Genomic DNA, 18,128 nt, shown 5'->3' with positions numbered 1-18,128 from the left:
GCGCAGGTGTTAACGATGTTTATTGCCGATTTTCATATCCATTCAAAATATTCCCGGGCCACCAGCAAGGACTGCGTTCCCGAAATGCTGGAGCTGTGGGCGCGGCGCAAGGGTCTGGACCTGATCGGAACGGGGGACTTCACCCATCCGGCCTGGCGGGAGGAGCTCCGGGAAAAGCTTATCCCGGCCGAGGAGGGTCTCTATACCCTCAAAGACAGCTTTCGCCGGGAGGACGATATCGGGGGAAGCAGCCGGAAGCCCCGCTTCATGATCTCCGGTGAAATCAGCTCCATCTATAAAAAGAACGGAAAGGTCCGGAAGGTACATAATGTAATTCTTCTTCCCAATCTGGAAAGCGCCGAAGCCCTTTCCCACAGGCTTGAGGCCATTGGCAACCTGCACTCCGACGGCAGGCCGATTCTCGGCCTCGACAGCAGGGACCTTCTGGAAATCACGCTGGACGTGTGCCCCGACGCCATCTTTATTCCCGCCCACATCTGGACTCCACATTTTTCCCTGTTCGGCGCCTATTCCGGTTTTGACGAGATCGAGGAATGCTTCGGGGACCTGACGGGGCACATCCACGCGCTCGAAACCGGGCTTTCCTCCGACCCGCCCATGAACTGGCGCGTCTCCGCGCTGGACCGCTTCACGCTGGTTTCCAATTCGGACGCCCATTCGCCGGGGAACCTCGCGCGGGAGGCAAACCTTTTCGACACCGGCCTTTCCTACCCGGATATCTCGCGGGCGCTCCGGAACCGTGACACGAAGGAGTTTTCCGGCACGATCGAGTTTTTCCCCGAGGAAGGAAAGTACCACTATGACGGGCACCGGAACTGCGGGGTGTGTCTGAAACCCGCGGATACCCTGGCCGCGTCGGGCGTCTGCCCCGTGTGCGGCGGCAGGATCACGGTGGGGGTGCTGCATCGGGTGGAATCGCTCGCGGACCGGGAGGAGGGCTATGTTCCCCCCTCGGCCAAGCGTTTTGAAAGCCTGATCCCTCTGCGGGAGGTGATTGCGGCGTCGACCGGCTTCACCGCGGCAAGCAAGAAGGTCGGGGAAAGGTACGGCGGCCTGATCCGCAGCCTTGGCCCGGAGCTTTTTATCCTGCGCGAGGCGCCGCTGGGCGACATTGAGCTTGCGGCAGGCCCGCTGATCGCCGAGGGCATCCGCCGGCTCCGCGGCGGGAAGGTAACCGTTCTGCCCGGATTCGACGGGGAATACGGGAAGATCAAAATCCTGGATCAGCAGGAGATCGGCCTGCTTTCCGGCCAGACCAGTCTTTTCAGGGAAAAGCGGAGCGATCCGTCCGCTGCGGAGAATACGGGAAAGCGAAAAGGCCGGACGGACAACCCCCCGGCGGGATCGGAAGCAGAGAACGCGCCGCCGCGGAAAAAAGAGTCGGGCGCGCTTCCGGCCGCCGCTGAGGACGCTTTCAGCGGATTGAACCGGGAGCAGCGGGAGGCCGTGTCCGCCTCCGACTCCGCCGTCGCGGTGATCGCCGGACCCGGCACCGGCAAAACACGGACGCTCGTGAGCCGGATCGTCCGCCTCGTCCGGGAATGCGGCGTATCCCCCGCACAGATTACCGCCGTCACGTTCACAAACCGGGCGGCGGAGGAAATGCGGTCCCGCCTTGCCGCGTATTTCGGGGACAGGCGGACCGTGAAAAGCATGCACATCGGGACGTTCCACTCCATCTGCCTGCAGATTCTCTCCGGAAGAAAGGGAGCGGCAGCGCCCACCGTCATCGGCGAGCAGGACGCGCTCTCCATTCTCGCGGACCTTTTAAAGGACCTCGGGCTCAAAGCGTCCCCGCGGGATGTTTTCAGGGAGATTTCCCTGATCAAAAGTGGCGCGCGGCTGCCGGAAGAAGCTGAGGAAGTCCCGGAGGGGGTCTATGACCGGTACTGTGAACAGCTTGCTCAGTACGGCGTGCTGGACTATGACGACATCCTCCTGAACACGCTGAACCTGTTCCAAAACGGAAAACTGGGAAACAGGGACGAGAAAAAACTCAGGAACACTTTTTCCTATCTTCTGGTGGATGAATTTCAGGATATCAATCCCGTCCAGTACCGCCTGATACAGGAATGGGGGAAAAACAGTGCGGGAATTTTCGTAATCGGGGACCCGGATCAGTCCATTTACGGATTCCGGGGCTCGGATTCCCGCTGCTTTGACCGGTTCTTCGGAAATTTTTCCGGGGCGCTCCGGGTACGGCTCACGCAGAATTACCGCTCCACCCCCGAAATCATTGGATGCTCCCGGTCCGTTCTGCCGGAAAGAAGCACCGCGGAACCGCCTCTTGAGGCGCAAAGGGGCAGCGGCGCCCGCGTACGTCTTCTGGAGGCGGACGGCGAGCTGCCGGAAGCGATTTTCATTGCCAAAGAGATCAACCGCATGGTCGGCGGCATCGATATGCTCGACGCGCACACTTCTTCCCGCCCAAAAGGGAAAAGACCTGTCTCGGAGCAGACGAGGAGCTTTTCCGACATCGCCGTGCTGTACCGGACCAACCGTCAGGCGGAGCTTTTAGAACAATGCCTCCGGAAAGAGGGCATCCCGTATCTGGTCGCCGGACGGGATGAATTCCTTTCCGACCGTGAGGTGCGCAAAGCGGTCGCCTTTTTCCGCTTTCTGCTCGACCCCGCGGACCTGATCTCCCTTCGGCTGTGCCTGAAGGAATGGGGCGTCTGCCCCGGCGGCCGGACGCAGCGGGTGCTGGAGGACTACGCCGGAACGGACAAAAGCGCCGCGTCCCTTTCGGCGCTTTTGGAAAAGCTCCCCGCTTCCCCGGGAAATCCGCAAACATTCTCCGGGCTGCTCCGCAAATACGGGCCCCTCGTCCGCAGCGGGAAACCGCAGAAGCTGATAGAAGCCTGGATCGGCGATAACGGGCTTCAGGAGGTACGGAGCATGGAGCTGTTTCTCAACATGGCCGTTCTGCACGAAAAAATGCCCTCCCTCCTGCAGAATCTTCTGCTCGGGCGGGAAGGCGACATCGTGCGCAGCGGCGGGAGAAGCTATTCGCCGGACGCGGTTTCGCTCATGACCCTGCACGCGTCCAAGGGGCTTGAATTCCCCGTTGTGTTTGTCAGCGGCGTAAAGGACGGAACGATCCCGCTGAAAAACCGGCGGGGCGACGGTGACCCGGACGAGGAACGCCGGCTCTTTTATGTCGGCATGACAAGGGCGCAGGACGAGCTGGTCCTTCTGACTTCCTCCCCGCGCTCGCCCTTCCTTTCCGGCCTGCCCGCGGACCTTCTTTCAGAGGGGACCGCTTTTGAGCGGAAAAAAGCGCCCGAATTCGAGCAGGTCAGCTTTTTCTGACGGACGGCGGGGCGTTACGCCTCCGGTCCGAATATTTTCCGGTACAGGTCTTCTCCGTAAGCCGTCTGAAGAGGTTCCCCCGGCACGATTTTAAACGTACGTTCTCCGTTTTCAAGCCTTTGTGCGCTGAGGAACTGAACCTTCGGGTACCGCGGGCTGAAAAAGGCGGCCGCGAAGGTATAAAGATGCGTCACGAAAAAGATTTCTATCCCGTTGTCCGTGAGCGCCTTTGTAATCTGGCGGCAGATTTCGGAGCCCTCCCGCTCATTGGTGGCGGCGAACGATTCATTGAACAGAACCAGAGCCCCGGGAGTCAGGCGGTCGGCAATCTCACTCATGCGGGCAAGCTCCTCATCCAGCTTCCCGCTTGTCATCGTGGTATCTTCCTCTTTTTTAAAGTGCGTAAATACGCCGTTCCGTATCGGCGCCCGGTAATTTTGCGCGCCGACGAACATCCCGCACTGCATCATAAGCTGTGCCTGCCCGACGCTTCTGAGAAAGGTGGATTTTCCTCCCTGATTGGCTCCCGTAATGATATAAAGCCGCTGATTTTCCGCATTCAGTTCGTTTCCCGTTACTCCCGAATCCTTTAGCAGGGCAAGGCTGACGTCGTACAGCTCATCGTATTTCCGGCTCTCCGCTTCCAGCGGGAGCAGCTCGGGAATACAGACCGGCATGCCGGCGGCCTGAAGCCTGTCGTATAAATTCAGACAGCCGACGTAAAAGGCAAGCTCCTTTTGAAGGATAACGAAAAAGCTTTCCACGTGCTCCGCCGACTGCGCCAGCACATTGATGCTTTCATTCATCGCACGGGCGCGGCGGTTGCCGAAATCGGAGGCCCCCGCGTCGTCACGGGGCGCGAGCGTAAAGGACGGGGCAAAATGCCAGTGGCGCCAGAAATGCGTTTTCTCTTTGCGCCGCATCACATAATCGATTCCCTGATTGTAATTGCCGAGTCCGGCGCTGATCAGCATCCCTTTTTCATCCTTCAGCTCATTCAGAAGCGAACGAATCTGTAAAAAATAATTGTCGCCGAGCTCCCGCCACAGCATGGAGATGAAATTTTTAAAGCCTTCGGAATGGAAATTCCGCATATCCGCGTCGGTGGCGTTGCGCATTTTCAGCAGCATTTCCGTATATATTTTCAATAAATCGACCGCGCTGGAAAAATTGCCGGATAAATTCTGCCGTGTGGACAGCCACGACCAGGATTTGTGTTTCCGCTCCATTGTCTCAACCGTAATATCATAAAGCTTTCTCACTGTTTCGGGGTTGTTGATGCAGTCCTTCAGGACCTCCTGACGATAGCGGATTTCCCGGTCGGTCCGCAAAGGACAAAACAGGGCCGAGCCGCACGCCTCCCGAATCATGGTGTCGTCCCGCGCCATCGCCGAAAGGATGCGGGAAAACTCAAGATCGGCGATCAGCGTGTCCTTCCCAAAACAGGGTTTCTCCTGCGGATTGAAATCCGTATCCTGATCCATCAAGTGTACTTTCAAAATTTCAGCCTCCCTTACGACTGCCGCAGAGTCCGCCGCGCAGCCTTTCGCAGAGCTGCTCACTGGTCAGCCCGTATTTCCCCGCGATGTGCATCGCATAGGCAAGGCCGTCGGGCGGCCTGCGGGTAATCCGAAAAGTCCTTACCGCCGGGTCGTCCTCCCGGACCGAGCTCATCATGCTGACCGTTTCCTCCCCGTGTGCGGCCAGCTCGTCGATAAAGGTGACGCACACGGCGGGAGCGCCCAGCTTCGCAAGGGCGTCCATCATGCGGCCCCCCAGCAGCAGCGCGTCCGTCAAAGTGGTGGAGGAAAAGATCTCGTTGATGACGATAATGCTCCGGGAGGCAGCGTGCCCGAGAAGCTCGTGAAGACGTTCGAGATCGTCCTGCAGCTTTCCGTTTTGGGTGGACAAATCCTCCTCCCGCCCAAAATGGGTGAAGATATTGTCAAAAAGGAGAACCGCCGCCTCCCTTCCCGGCACGCACAGCCCCAGGCAGGAGAGATAATGGATCTGCCCGAAGGCGCGGGCAAAGGTCGTCTTTCCGCCCTGATTGGGCCCGGTCACGACAATGATCCGCTCCGGTGTATTCAGCTCAAAATCATTCGTCACCGGCTGCCCGGCATCTCCCATGGACGAAGCCAAAGCCAGATCAAAGCCGTCCCTGTCGTAAAGGTGTTCCGCGTTTTCGCACAATTTCGGGTAACAGAACGGGAGCCCTTTCCCGCGATGCGGCCGGATATATTCCAGCCAGGAGAGGTAGAACTGAATTTCACGGGAAAACCGCGCGACAGTCGGGTTGATAAAATCAAGATATTTTAAGCAGAAATGGTCCAGATTCTCAAAAATGTCCTTGTACCAGGAGGCGACCATATTCAGCACGGCCGCCTCCACATGCTGCGCGTACGGTTCTTCGGAAAGCTTGCGGCGGTAATCCGTCCCGTCCCCCTGACGGAATTTGTCGAACAGCCTGAGAATTTCCTTACTGTGATCTTCCTGCCCCTCATATTTCCGGACACGGAGGACCCCGTTTTTGATCAGCATGCAGTATTCCACGGAAGAAAGCTGTTCGCGCAGCCGGCCGATCTGTCCCCGAAGCTCCGTGAACGCCTCCGTGCCCGTATAGGCGGCCAGGTACTTCATAAAGCCGCGCAGTCCGTCCGAGCAAAGCGTCCGGTCCCGCAGCCCGTCTGTCAGCCCGGCAAGCTCCGTACAGTAGCTGTCCGCACAGTCGAGCAGACGTCCCTTGGTCAGATAATGATTTTCATAGCTGTTTTCGGATGTGAGCGATTTTTTGACGGCTTCCATGGATTGGCTGAGGCGATAGATGGATTGTGAAAAATCGGAAAAGAATCCGCGCAGCCCGTCGTCTTCCAGCTCCCGCATGACTTTCTGCCGGTAGATAAGGGTATCGCTGTCGCGAAGCGAAGTGTAGAAGAAGCCTTCGAGCCCATATTCTTTTCTGCCGTTCAGGATCGGCCGGAAGATCTGGTCAAGATAAAGGTCCCTGAAGCAGTCCGGCGCAGCCTCCTTCCTCGGTTTTTTCCACTGCTCCTCAGCCGGAAATAAGATACTGTAAAACACATTGCACACCTCTTCCTGTTTTTAGTGCTTTGACGCATACTCGGCAAGACGCCGGAGCGAACCGGTCATATCCTCGTGATGCACCATTACATGCGGCGGTGCCTTCAGCCGTACCGAGGAATAATTCCAGACCGCGACGATTCCGGCTTTTACCAGCGCGTCGCATACCGGCTGCGCACAGCTTCCGGGCGTCGTGATCACTCCGATTTTCGCGTCCAGCCGGCGGCAGATTTCATTCAGTCTGCCAACAGGGTACACCGGCTTTCCGTACGCGCCTTTTTTGATGATTTTCGGGTCAATGTCAAACCCGGCAAGAATATCAAGGTCGTATGCGGAATAGCCCGCGTAGCTCATCAGCGCCTTTCCCAGCTTTCCGACACCGACGAGGACGACGGCGTCTGTTTTCCTGTCCTGCCGGACGGCCTTCGGACCGGAGGCAGGATTGATTCCTTCCATACCGCACCTTCTTTTGTTTTTTATGATGCGGAAGCCACCGCGCTGCCGCGGCCTTTTCCGGGCGCCACAGCCTGACAACGACAAAAAAGCCGATGGCTTCCAAACAGAAGTCATCAGCTTTCACGCATTTCGGTATTACCGCGGGAGTACTTCATTCCCAAGGCTATTATAGAACATGCTTTTATAAAAATCAATGGGCAATAAAATTCCGTTCAGTGGATGGCGCCTGCCTGCATTTTTCCTTATAAGCCGTACGCAAACGGAGAAAAGGTTGAAAAATCCGTCATAATTTGCTATAATGCAGAAACGGGAATGAAGTTCTCCCTTAGCGCTGCTAAAATTGCTTTTCAGCTGATGACTTCTATGGGAATCATAGGAAGTGGTCAGCTTTTTATTTTCCCCTTCCGCAAAACAGAAAAATTTACAGTTCAGGCCCTGTTTGTAAAAACAGGAATGCAAATAAGGCCTGGTCGCAGCAATGGAAATGCCAAATTGGGGGGTATCTATGAAAAAAAATATCGCTGTCGCGGTCGGAGGGGCGGCCGGAACCATCCTGAGGTGCGCGGTCCATCAGCTTCCTCTGCCCTTTGACGAACTTTACCGTCCCATTCTCACGATTCTGATTAACGTGAGCGGGAGCTTTTTATTAGGCTTTCTGACCATCCTGTTCGCAAAAAAATTCCCGGTGAGCGCCGAAGTGCGCCTGGGTATCACCACGGGCCTGCTGGGAGGATATACCACGTTTTCAACCCTTTGCAAAGAAGCTGTTTTGCTGGGCCTTTCCGGAAATGTCCTTCTTTCGGCGGTTTACGTTTTTGCTTCCGTCCTGCCGGGCCTTGCCGCCGCGTGGCTCGGGATCAGAACCGCAAAGCGGATGGAACGGAGGCGCGCCTGATGGATTTCGTCCTACTGAGCGTCGGCGGCGTCTGCGGCGCAATCGCCCGCTATCAGATCGGAGCCGCCTTTTCAAAAAGAAAAAATCACACCTTTCCCTTCGGTACCTTTTTTATCAACCTGTCGGGCGCATTCCTCCTGGGGATTTTTTGCGGGCTGGGCATCAGCGGAAATTCCTATCTGCTTCTGGGCGACGGCTTTTGCGGCGCCTTTACCACCTTTTCCACCTTTACCGTTGAAAGCGTGCAGCTCATGCAGCACGACGCCGTCAGGGAGTCCCTCCTGTTTATCGTATTGTCGCTGGCAGCCGGACTTCTTTGTTTTTCGATGGGTTACACAACGGGGAAGCTTTTTTAAAACGAGCCGGGGGACGCCGTTTTCCCGGAAATCATTGAGTTTACGGAGGTGTTGTTATGAGAAGGGTTTTACTTCCGATCGACGGAACAGCGCGGAGCCTGCAGGCGGTCGGTCTGATCAAATCGCTCTATACGCCGGAGGATGTGAGCATCGTACTGCTTATGGTCCGGGAAGACACGGAAACGATGTATTCGGAAGAGGAACTGCAAAAATCCAAAGCGCAGCTGAAATCCACCTTGGACGCGGTAGCCGGACAGCTGCCGGGCTATCCCGTGCGTAAGCAGGTCGTTTTCGGGCGGGCCGGCGATCAGATCCTCGAATGTGCAGAGCAGGACGGAATCGATATTATCGTGATGACCAAATCCACAAAGACCGGCCTGTCCCAGAAAATCGGCTCGGTTGCAGCCTATGTCGTAAAATACGCGAAATGCATCGTTATGATCGTGCCGGAAAATATGCCCAGTGAAAAATCGCCGGGGAATGTGCTGAAATGCCGGCATATGGACGATATCGTTACGCTGAGCGGCCAGATGAGCTTCCGGCCCAGTTCCTGCCTGCTTCCGGTGCAGGCGGGCAAATGCGTGTACAGCATCACGGTGCTGGAGGGAAAGCTGCGCCTGAACCACAGCGCCTACGACCCGGACGGCGGCACATGGTCCGCCCCGCTGCAAAACGGCCAGCCGGAGCATTATGACCTGAAAAAAGGAGAGGAAAGAGAAATCCGTCTGGAAGCAGGCATTGCATTCCGTCAGCTCGACCAAATCGAGGTCGTCAACCCGAGTATGACGTCTCTGCTGAAATTTCACTATATCGCACGGTTTGAAAGCCTGGATGAATAACCGGCGGCTTTGGATACATCACGCCCCTGCGGCCGTCGGACCGCAGGGGCGTGATTTCAATCATATCTTAAACCACGTGATGCTCTTTCAGAAGCTTTTCAATGTCGGTGCCTTCGGTTTTTTTCAGAAGCAGCTTCATGGCAAGCCTCTCTTTGAACCCAAGCTCCATATCGGTCATTTTCTTGCCGTCGCGCAGGGATACGGTGGAATTCAGCAGGTCCCGCACATCATACACGCTGCCCCAGACCTCCGGCACGCCGCGGTCGACGTTCAGCAGGGTATACACCGCTTCCATGCCGGTGCGGATGGAATATTCGGTGGTGAAAATGGTGTCGCGCGCGGTCTCGGCGAACTGACCGAGGAAGGCGAAATTGACGGCGCCCTTCGGGACGACCAGAGGGCGGTCCCCTTTTGCCCTGGGCATGAAGAACGCGGTGATGTACGGCATCATGCAGGGAATCGTGTTGGCGCTCTTTTCGGCAAGCGCGGGGATTTCGGCCTCCGGTACTCCCATATGATACAGCCACTCCATGCAGATTTCCTTACCGGTGCATTCCCGCATGCTTTTTTTGACGTAATTGCCGGGCTTGTCGCTGAACAGGCCGTAAATCCAGCCCACAAGCTGCCCCTTCGGCTGGGAGCGGAACTGCGGCTGGCGGTTGAACGTCCAGCTTAAAAGCCAGTTGGAATCCTTTGCCGTGACGATCCCGCCGGTGACCACCTTTCCGGAAAACGGGTCGCGCCTGCAGATTTTCTGAATATACGGCGGAATCTTTCCGTCCAGGGTGGTGACGGTGGCGCTCATCCAGTTGCTCTGTTCCGTATTATGGCAGAATTTGTCCGGATGGCCGAAGGCCGGATCCTGTGCGGCGATCTTCCGCCACATATCCCAGCCGCCGCCCGCTTTGATTTCCGTGTTGAACGGGGCGGGCGCGTTTTGGCCGCCGAGGGAGGAATTCTCCACGCAGCCCCCGTTGGTGATAAAGATCAGATCGTCCTCGGTCAGATCGATATTCTCCGTCTTTCCGTCGTGAAGGACGATCACGCGCTTCGCCGTTTTTCTGTCTTTTTGAATATCGAACTCCACATTGACGACTCTGGTGCCGTAATGGAACTGCACCCCGTTGGATTCCAGGTATTTGATCATGGGCAGGATCATGGACTCGTACTGATTATATTTGGTAAAACGCAGCGCCGTGAAATCGGGAAGGCCGCCCACATGGTGGATAAAGCGTTTGATATACAGCTTCATTTCCAGAGCGGAATGCCAGTTTTCAAAGGCGAACATCGTGCGCCAGTACATCCAGAAATTGGAGTTCAGGACCTCGCTGCTGAAATATTCGTCGATGCGCTTATTGTAAAGCTCTTCGTCGGGAGTGAAGAACAGCTTCATGATCTCCTCCGCGCCCTGATCCGAAAGCCCGAATTTTTTGTCGGTGTGCGCGTCCTCGCCGCGGTTGACCGTTGCGCGCATCAGCGAATAGTTCGGGTCCTTCTTGTTCAGCCAGTAGTACTCGTCGAGCACGCTGATTCCTTCCGTCTCGATGGACGGAATGGAGCGGAACAGGTCCCACATGCACTCGAAATGGTTGTCCATTTCCCGTCCGCCGCGCATGACATAGCCCAGATTCTCATAGAGATATCCGTCGCAGGCGCCGCCCGGGATCGGGTCCTTTTCCAGAATGTGGACACGGCTGCCCTTCATCTGCCCGTCGCGGACAAGGAAACAGGCGGCTGCCAGCGCGGCGAGGCCGGAGCCTACAAGGTACGCGGACTTGTGATCGACGCCTTCCGGCTTAACCGGGCGCGCGAACGCTTCATAATTCCCGCTGGAATAATACATAAAAGTTACCTCCGTTTGTTTTGGTTTCTAAAACTATTGTATCCATTCCGGCGGAGGGTTTCCATAAACAGAAAACGCGCTGTGATGAAAATTTCATCACGGCGCGAAAATTGTAAAAAGTTTGATCATTCCGGGCGTTTTGATAAAGGAATATCCGTGCGGTAGTTGTCCAAAGCAGAGGTGATATTGCCGTGAACCAGCGAGCTGAGCCGGTCGATGATCGTCTGGGGCTCCTCTTTCATGCCGTTTTTGATCCAGTCCAGCATCAGCCCAACGAATCCATATTTGTAGAAATCCGCAATGAACTTTTTATCCTCGTCACGGACGGCCATGCCCTCCGCCTTTTCTTCGACGACGCCGATCAGGAGGTCGTAGGTCAGCCTGTACAGATAGATTTCCACCTGCTCCCGGCTGACGGAATGATAGACATTCATGATGAACGGCTTGTTGGCAAGCACCGCTTCAAAGATCTGCAAAAACCCCTGCTGCCAGGTATCGTATGTCTTTTTCCCCTCCAGAGCCTTGGTCGCGTCCTCTACGCACGACCATTCCACCAGATCGAAAATATCCCTGAAATGGTAATAGAAGGTCATGCGGCTGATGCCGCAGTCCTCCGTAATATCATTAATCGTTATCTTATCCAGCGGCTTTTGGAGCAGCAGGTTTTTCAGGGAAGCTTCCAAAGCCCGTTTGGTTGTCTGGGACATGCGGCGCACCACCTTGTATCTGACAGATCATAAAAATGCGGCGATCTGAATATTCTTTGCTGTTTTAAGGATAGCATACAATAAAAAAAGGCGAAGCGCAAGTTTGGATCACGGGGGCATAGCGTTATATTAAATTGTCATGCTCGTCAAAGCGCATTTCATGAGGTCCCCGGATCAAATGAATATCCTTTCTATCTTTTATTTTATTATATAAGGATTGTGAAATTTCAATTTCGTTCATGGAAAGCGTGTTCTTGATCCGCGCAAGCGTTACATCCTCAAAATCGATTCCGTTGCAGGTGCGGATGGCAAGCAATATCGCCTGCCTGTCGTTGTTCATATACAGGGGGATCCTTCCTCCGTTCAGCGTTGTCGCGGTGATCATATTCGTCCAGGTTGTACCCCAGTCAACGCTCCGAAGGCATTGCCTTGTCGTTACGTCCGCCGAAGCGATCCCGGCTCCGTTATGATGGGATTCTTCGGAAAGGCCCCGGATAAACAGCTTCTGCAAACGGAGAATTTTTGAAAAATCACGGGTTCCGGAATTGTTTCTTCCCACAATGTTGGGATCAAATCCCATTCCGCTTATGTTTTTGCCGATTTCATCAATAATCAGCACATCCAATTCGTCAAACTTGAACTTTGCGATTTTTTCTTTGGCAAGGACAAGCAATTCCCTGTCCTTCTCCATAATCTTTTCTTTTTCCATGACTTCGATCGCGCAAAGATCATCATAGGCGTTCTGAACGATCCCAATGCCGAAGGCAACCGGCATCACCTTTAGAAATTTCCCGGCGGCTTCCGGGATCAGCCCGGCAAATCGGTCCAGGCCCACCCGGTGGAAGGAAGAAGCGCCGATATGCTTGGCAAGGCCGATCGCGATCATTTTTGCCAGCCCGCTCTCGTGCGCGCCGCGAAAATCCGTATGGGGCTTTACCTTGTTCAGCAGGATAATGCCGTCTGATTCGCTGGCGTATTTGTCACAGTACAGCTTTGTACCGTCATCCAATCGCGCATATTCCACAACATCCATGGAGGACAGGACGGGGACCCCCATACTGTCCTCCGTAATGTTGTAGCCGGCCAGCACTTCCTTTTGCCCGTCGGCCGTAGCGCCGCCGTGGCTGCCCATCGCGGGGATAATAAACGGTTTTGCTCCCCATTCTTTCAGAATGTCGCATACGGTACGGACGATCCGGTCAAGATGAGGAATTCCCCGGCTTCCAACCGTCAGGCAGAGTCTTTTATTCCAATACTGTCCTTTGTTTTTCAGATTGTCTTCCATTTGGCGGCGGATATGGGAAGAAATATCCCGGATATTCGCCGGATCATATTTTTGTTCAACGGTGACCATAGAGGGAATCCGGATTTGGTCCATGCCGCGCACGAGGACGTCTGCCGGAGGAAAATCAATATACACAGAAGCTCACCCTTTAATTGAAAAATTCCCTATAACAATTGAATCACTATCCCCCAAGATACGCTTTTTTGATGACGGAGCTTTCGGAGAGCTCTTTGGCGTCGCCCTGATATTTAATATCGCCAATCTCCAAAATGTAGGCTCTTGTGGAGATGCTCAACGCCATATAGGCGTTCTGTTCCACGAGTATGATGGGAATATGCTTTTGCCTGTTGATTTCAATAATGACGTTGAAAATATCGTCAATGATGATCGGGGCGAGTCCCAGGGACGGTTCGTCCAACAACAGCAGCTTCGGAGAAGCCATCAGCGCCCTGCCGATAGCAAGCATCTGCTGTTCCCCTCCGCTCAGCGAGCCCCCCATCTGCGCGGATCTTTGCTTGAGCTTCGGAAAAATTTCATACACTTCTTCGACTTTATTTTTATATTCGGCCGGACTGTATTTTTTGGAATAAGCTCCCATTTGCAAATTTTCAAATATTGTCAGCTCCGGAAAAATCCTTCTTCCTTCCGGTACGTAAACAATCCCTTCGTTGACAATATTATGGGTTTTGAAATTACTGACCGTTTTGCCCATAAATGTAATCTGGCCTTTTGCCAGCTTCACAAGTCCCATAATGGATTTCATCAGCGTCGTCTTACCGGCTCCGTTGGATCCAATGATTGAAACGATTTCTCCCTCGTTGATTGAAACCGTTATACTGTTCAGTGCTTTTACTTTTCCATAGTAAACATCCATGTCTTCGACGCTCAGAACGGCATTCATTGTACCTCATCCACTCCTTGCTTTTTATATTTCTTGCCCAAATACGCCTTGATTACCTCATCGTTATTCTGCACCTCATTTGGCGTTCCCTCCGCGATTTTAACTCCAAAGGACAAGACGGTGATTTTCTGGCAGAAATTCATGACCACATCCATATTGTGCTCTACAAGAAACAATTCCACTCCCTCGTCATATATTTTCTGAAGGAGTTCCATGAGCTGAACCCTTTCCGTCGGATTCAGCCCGGCCGCGGGCTCGTCCAAAAGCAGCAGCTTTGGCTGGCCCATCATGGCCCTTGCCAGCTCGACCATTTTTTGCTGCCCGTAGGGAAGATTGTTTACGTTTTCATCTTTTACATTGTAAAGCGAAATGAAGTTCAGTACTTCCTCCGCCCTTTCCTTTAAAGCGCTTTCTTCTTTCAGGGAGCCCCTGACGTCCACCAGGGAATGAAGCAGGCCCATATGGGTATCCTTGTGCCCGCCGACCATGACGTTCTCCACGACCGAAAGGGATTTGAACAGCTTGATATTTTGAAAAGTTCTGATAACGCCGAGATTCGCAATCTTATTCGTCGTGTTCTTGGTAATATCCTGCCCGTCAAACAATATGGTGCCGGAGTTTGCCTGCAGCACGCCGCTGATCATATTGATCGTGGTCGTTTTTCCGGAGCCGTTTGGCCCGATCAACGCATGGATCTTCCTTTTTTCCATCTGCATGGTGAAATCATTTACGGCGGTCAACCCGCCGAATTTTTTTGTCAGGCTGCTGATTTCTAAGATTTCGGGCATCCTTTATTCCTCCTTCCTGGTCCGCGCGGAACCGAACCGGCCGGCGAATTTCTTAAAGACAGAGACAAGGCCGTTCGGAAGCAAAACGGAGAATATCAAAATGATAGCGCTGAAGGTGATCCAGTAGTAATCCTTGAGGAATCTCAGAAGCTCCGGAAGCATGGTTACAATAAACGCCCCGATGATATTGCCCGGAACGGAACCGATCCCTCCGATCATCAGCATCATGAGATAGGTAACGGACGAATTCAGAGTAAAGTCCGAAGGGCTGATATAACCCATAAGCTGCGCGTACAGGGCGCCGCCGATGCAGCCGTAAACGCTGCAGAGGGTAAAGGCTAAAATTTTTATTTTGGAAATCTCGATGCCGCAGGCTTCCACGGCAACGTCGTTGTCCTTGATCGCCTTGATCGCCCGTCCCCATTTTGAATGAATGATTTTATAGGTGACCGCCAAAATAATGATTACGCAGACGAGGATAAAATAATAGAAATCCATGGCGGAGGTCAGTACATGTCCGAAAATGTTTAAAGAGGGGATATTGGTGACACCCGTCGAGCCGCCTGTCACATTGGCGAGATTGTTCAGGACCAGCCTTACGATTTCCCCAAAGCCAAGCGTGGTCAGCGAAAGGTAAATTCCCTTCATCCGCAGGCTCGGCCAGCCGAGCCCGAAGCCGATCAGAATCCCCATCACGACTGCGCAGAGCAGCCCAAGCCACGGGGAAAAAGACAGCCGCGTACAAAACAGGGAAAAGGTGTACGCGCCCAGCGCCATGATTCCGGCCGTTCCCAGATTGGTTTCTCCCATCAGGCCGGTTATGAAGTTTAAACCCACTAAAATAATAATATTGATAAACGTATTGTCAAACAATATGATCAGATATGTCTGTTTCACAAACACAGGAACCAACAGGAATAAGATCAACAGCAAAAAAATCGCTGCCAGTTGGACAATCCCCTTTTTTTTCATAAAAATTCATTCCCTCGCTTTCCTTTTCAGATGATGTTACAGATTTTTCTTGGCCATAATCCCCTTAGGCTTTATCATCAGGAATATGATCATCAGCAAAAACGCAACAACATCTTTGTAAATCGCAGGGCCGATTCCGGTATAAAGGTTTTCGATCAAACCGATTAAAATTCCGCCCACCATCGCGCCCGGCATCGATCCGAAGCCGCCGATGATCCCCGAGGCGAATCCCTTCAGTCCGATCATGGACGCCATATTAAGGTCGACACTGAAAAGCGGAATAATCAAAACGCCGATGATCCCGCATATCGCCGAGCTCAGCGCCACGGTCGCCATAATGTTGCGCTGTACGTTTATCCCCATCAGCGAAGCCGCGTCCTTATCCTGCGCCACACAGCGCATCGCGCGGCCGATTTTCGTTTTTGAGAACAGCAGATGGATGCAAATCAAGGTAACAATGGTAATAAAAATGATATAAAAGCTGACCCTTCCCATAACAACATTTCCAAATTTTACGGTTCCTCCCAGAAATCCGGGAAGAGAAAAAGGCGACGCACCGTAAAACAGCCTGACGCCTTCACTGATAATTTTTGCAAGCATAATGGTTCCCATAACGGCAAATATATCAGAACCCAACCGGCTCAGCGGAATAAAAATAGTTACAGCCACCAGTACCCCGAAAGCCGCCATGAAAATAAGGGAACTGATAATTGCCGCCGGAACGCTTAAATTTCCTCTTAGAATCATGGAACCAGCAAAAATATATGCTCCGAACATAATGAAACTATCGTGCCCGAAGTTTATAAGTCCGCTTGCGTTCCAAATGAGCGAGAACTCTATAGCTACAAGACAATAAATGCAGCCCATCGAGATTCCGCTTACAACAAGCTGTAAAAACGATTCCATAAACTTCTCCCTTTCAATCAAACTTAATAGAGCAATACACCCGATTCAATCCTAATTTCATAACAAAAATATTCTATAACAGTACATCCGATACGCAGTACCATCATTTTAATCAACGGTCACGGATTCCCAATTTTATATCCTGTCCAAATCAATACAATTCCCATACTCTCTACTGCACACGGTCATTACGGCAGTTCTAAGGCAGCAAAATACACGAAAAAGAAATGCAGCTCCGAAAATACATCCGGAAAAACAGGGGTATCCTGTTCTTTCAGTAACCATCCTAAAACGATTCAAGATATTCAGAGACCCATGAAATTGCTGTCTTGCAGGATCATTTCACAGGTCTCTGAAACAGCAACAGAAATTCACCGGGGACAGTACTCAATCTTATTCCGTAACTTTTTCCACATAAACGGCTTTTTTATCATGAATTTGGGCGACTACCGCATCGTGGATCAATTCTCCGTGTTCGTTGGCGCTCATATTTCCGTAGATGCTTGGGAAATCCTTCGTCTTAAGCAGCTCCTGCTGCAGTTTTTCTCTGTCAGCCGTACCGGCGCGTTTCAGCGCGTCAGCGAGAAGGTAGGTCGCATTGTAATAGGACGACGCGAACAGATCTGGTTCCACCTTGTATTTCTCTTTAAACTTCTTTACAAACGTGGCAACCTTTTCATCCGTGTTGCTGGGAATAAAGTCCGTTACGCTGTACCAGTTTTCCGCCGTTTTCTCATCGACAAGAGACAGCCACGTTTCGTTGACATACGTCGTCGGGCCAATTTTCGGAACATCCAGACCGAGCTCAACGACCTGGCGCGCTAAAATAGCGGCTTCCGGATCATGCGTGTAAACAATCAGGCAATCCGCGCCCGCGTTCTTTGCTTTCTCAATGACGCTGGTCATATCCTTATCGCCGGTATTGTGGCCTTCGCATACCACGGGGGTTATGTTTCTGCTCTTCAGGTCCGCGAGGATGACATCCTTGCCGCCTACGCCGTAATCGTCGTTATTGTACAGAAGAGCGATCTTTGTACCATGCAGCTTTTCCACCGCATATTTTGAAATGATCTTCGCGACAAAGGAATCCGACGCCCTGATCCTGAAAAGGTAAGGATTGCTGGAGTTAATCAGGGAAGGCGACGAGCCGCCTGTTAAAAACGGGATCTTGTTTTTTGCGACGCTGCCGAGCACCGCGATCGCGTTGGTGCTTCTGTGCGGCCCGAACAGGCAGACGACGTCCGGGTTCGAGCCCAGCTTGTTCACAACATTGACAGCGGTTCCCGCCGTATTTGCATCGTCTTCATATTCCGCTTTCAGATTCTTGCCCAATACTCCCCCGGCCGCGTTGATTTCCTCAACGGCCATATCGATCCCCTGCTTTGTCCGCTCGCCTTCCAGGGGCGCGGCGCCTGTGATTGCCGTCGAAACCCCAAAAAGGATGTCCCCTTTCGGCGACGCGTCAGAACCCGCTGCGGAACCTGTGCCCGCCGACGCGTCGGAGGCTGCTGAAGGACTGCCGCCGCAGGCCGACAGCGGAACAATCATCGACAGGGCGAGAAGCATTGCAAGAATTTTCGAAGTTTTTCTGGACTTACCGTTCATTTTTCAATCTTCCTTTCTTTTACTAACAGTGTTATTCCTTTATTTCTGACATGCTTGGAAATGTATTCTGCTGACCGCTAAGAAAAGGATAATCTTTTACAAAAAGTTATTGGTTCGCATACTGAAATTTAGCAGTTTTGTAGTTTTAACCCTAAAATTGA

15 protein-coding genes and 2 riboswitches are annotated in these 18,128 nt (G+C 53.0%); of the genes, 4 read left to right on the top strand and 11 right to left on the bottom strand.

From position 1 onward, the window contains the following. Positions 1-15 precede the first annotated feature (15 nt). Entirely contained in the window at positions 16-3,333 is a 3,318-nt protein-coding gene (locus tag ACRQV7_RS00345) for a UvrD-helicase domain-containing protein (RefSeq protein ID WP_444660305.1), read from the top strand. A gap of 14 nt (positions 3,334-3,347) precedes the next feature. On the opposite strand, the gene ACRQV7_RS00340 is transcribed toward ACRQV7_RS00345, so the two are convergent. Genes ACRQV7_RS00340 through ACRQV7_RS00330 form a run of 3 tightly spaced genes read right to left on the bottom strand, consistent with a single transcriptional unit; the run spans position 3,348 to position 6,870 of the window. Next, positions 3,348-4,832: a MutS-related protein gene (locus ACRQV7_RS00340; protein ID WP_444659016.1), complete on the bottom strand. Its 1,485-nt coding sequence runs from the start codon at positions 4,830-4,832 to the stop codon at positions 3,348-3,350. A 4-nt stretch (positions 4,833-4,836) separates the two neighbouring features. Further along, entirely contained in the window at positions 4,837-6,414 is a 1,578-nt protein-coding gene (locus ACRQV7_RS00335; protein ID WP_444659015.1) for a MutS-related protein, read from the bottom strand. A 21-nt stretch (positions 6,415-6,435) separates the two neighbouring features. After that, positions 6,436-6,870, bottom strand: coding sequence for a redox-sensing transcriptional repressor Rex (locus ACRQV7_RS00330; RefSeq protein ID WP_444659014.1), 435 nt, complete (start codon positions 6,868-6,870; stop codon positions 6,436-6,438). A 97-nt stretch (positions 6,871-6,967) separates the two neighbouring features. Then, positions 6,968-7,038: riboswitch (Fluoride riboswitch) on the bottom strand. Positions 7,039-7,169: 131 nt separating this feature from the next. Beyond that, positions 7,170-7,241, top strand: a riboswitch (Fluoride riboswitch). Between the two features lie 134 nt (positions 7,242-7,375). On the opposite strand from ACRQV7_RS00330, the gene ACRQV7_RS00325 reads away from it, so the two are divergent. From ACRQV7_RS00325 to ACRQV7_RS00315, 3 genes are read left to right on the top strand one after another with little or no spacing between them, the layout of a single operon-like run. Then, the gene (locus tag ACRQV7_RS00325) at positions 7,376-7,765 is read left to right on the top strand and encodes a fluoride efflux transporter FluC (RefSeq protein WP_444659013.1); all 390 of its coding nucleotides are present in this window, start codon (positions 7,376-7,378) and stop codon (positions 7,763-7,765) included. Continuing rightward, on the top strand, positions 7,765-8,121 hold the full coding sequence (gene crcB / locus ACRQV7_RS00320) for a fluoride efflux transporter CrcB (protein ID WP_275715015.1): 357 nt from the start codon (positions 7,765-7,767) through the stop codon (positions 8,119-8,121). Before ACRQV7_RS00325 ends, crcB begins: the two co-directional genes overlap by 1 nt. A 56-nt stretch (positions 8,122-8,177) precedes the next feature. Next, positions 8,178-8,960 carry a universal stress protein gene (locus ACRQV7_RS00315; RefSeq protein ID WP_444659012.1) on the top strand — a complete coding sequence of 261 codons (783 nt, stop codon included), beginning with the start codon at positions 8,178-8,180 and terminating at the stop codon, positions 8,958-8,960. A 67-nt stretch (positions 8,961-9,027) separates the two neighbouring features. Here the strand turns inward: ACRQV7_RS00315 and ACRQV7_RS00310 are convergent, their stop codons facing one another. The 8 genes from ACRQV7_RS00310 to ACRQV7_RS00275 all read right to left on the bottom strand — a co-directional run bounded on the left by ACRQV7_RS00310 (position 9,028) and on the right by ACRQV7_RS00275 (position 17,967). After that, positions 9,028-10,803, bottom strand: coding sequence for an oleate hydratase (locus ACRQV7_RS00310; RefSeq protein ID WP_444659011.1), 1,776 nt, complete (start codon positions 10,801-10,803; stop codon positions 9,028-9,030). Between the two features lie 125 nt (positions 10,804-10,928). Next, a complete protein-coding gene (locus tag ACRQV7_RS00305) occupies positions 10,929-11,510 on the bottom strand; it encodes a TetR/AcrR family transcriptional regulator (protein WP_444659010.1) in 582 nt (193 codons plus the stop codon). Positions 11,511-11,634: 124 nt separating this feature from the next. Continuing rightward, on the bottom strand, positions 11,635-12,930 hold the full coding sequence (locus ACRQV7_RS00300; RefSeq protein ID WP_444659009.1) for a lactate racemase domain-containing protein: 1,296 nt from the start codon (positions 12,928-12,930) through the stop codon (positions 11,635-11,637). A gap of 46 nt (positions 12,931-12,976) precedes the next feature. Further along, a complete protein-coding gene (locus ACRQV7_RS00295; RefSeq protein ID WP_444659008.1) occupies positions 12,977-13,696 on the bottom strand; it encodes an ABC transporter ATP-binding protein in 720 nt (239 codons plus the stop codon). Next, the gene (locus ACRQV7_RS00290; protein ID WP_444659007.1) at positions 13,693-14,484 is read right to left on the bottom strand and encodes an ABC transporter ATP-binding protein; all 792 of its coding nucleotides are present in this window, start codon (positions 14,482-14,484) and stop codon (positions 13,693-13,695) included. Before ACRQV7_RS00290 ends, ACRQV7_RS00295 begins: the two co-directional genes overlap by 4 nt. 3 nt (positions 14,485-14,487) lie before the next feature. Then, positions 14,488-15,381 carry a branched-chain amino acid ABC transporter permease gene (locus ACRQV7_RS00285; RefSeq protein WP_444659006.1) on the bottom strand — a complete coding sequence of 298 codons (894 nt, stop codon included), beginning with the start codon at positions 15,379-15,381 and terminating at the stop codon, positions 14,488-14,490. Between the two features lie 111 nt (positions 15,382-15,492). Next, positions 15,493-16,362: a branched-chain amino acid ABC transporter permease gene (locus tag ACRQV7_RS00280; protein WP_444659005.1), complete on the bottom strand. Its 870-nt coding sequence runs from the start codon at positions 16,360-16,362 to the stop codon at positions 15,493-15,495. A 393-nt stretch (positions 16,363-16,755) separates the two neighbouring features. Beyond that, entirely contained in the window at positions 16,756-17,967 is a 1,212-nt protein-coding gene (locus tag ACRQV7_RS00275) for an ABC transporter substrate-binding protein (protein WP_444659004.1), read from the bottom strand. Between the last annotated feature and the right edge of the window lie 161 nt (positions 17,968-18,128).

The sequence above is a fragment of the Caproiciproducens lactatisolvens genome, assembly GCF_052443335.1.
Classification (GTDB): domain Bacteria; phylum Bacillota; class Clostridia; order Oscillospirales; family Acutalibacteraceae; genus Caproiciproducens.
This window is presented reverse-complemented; position numbering and strand designations above follow the sequence as displayed.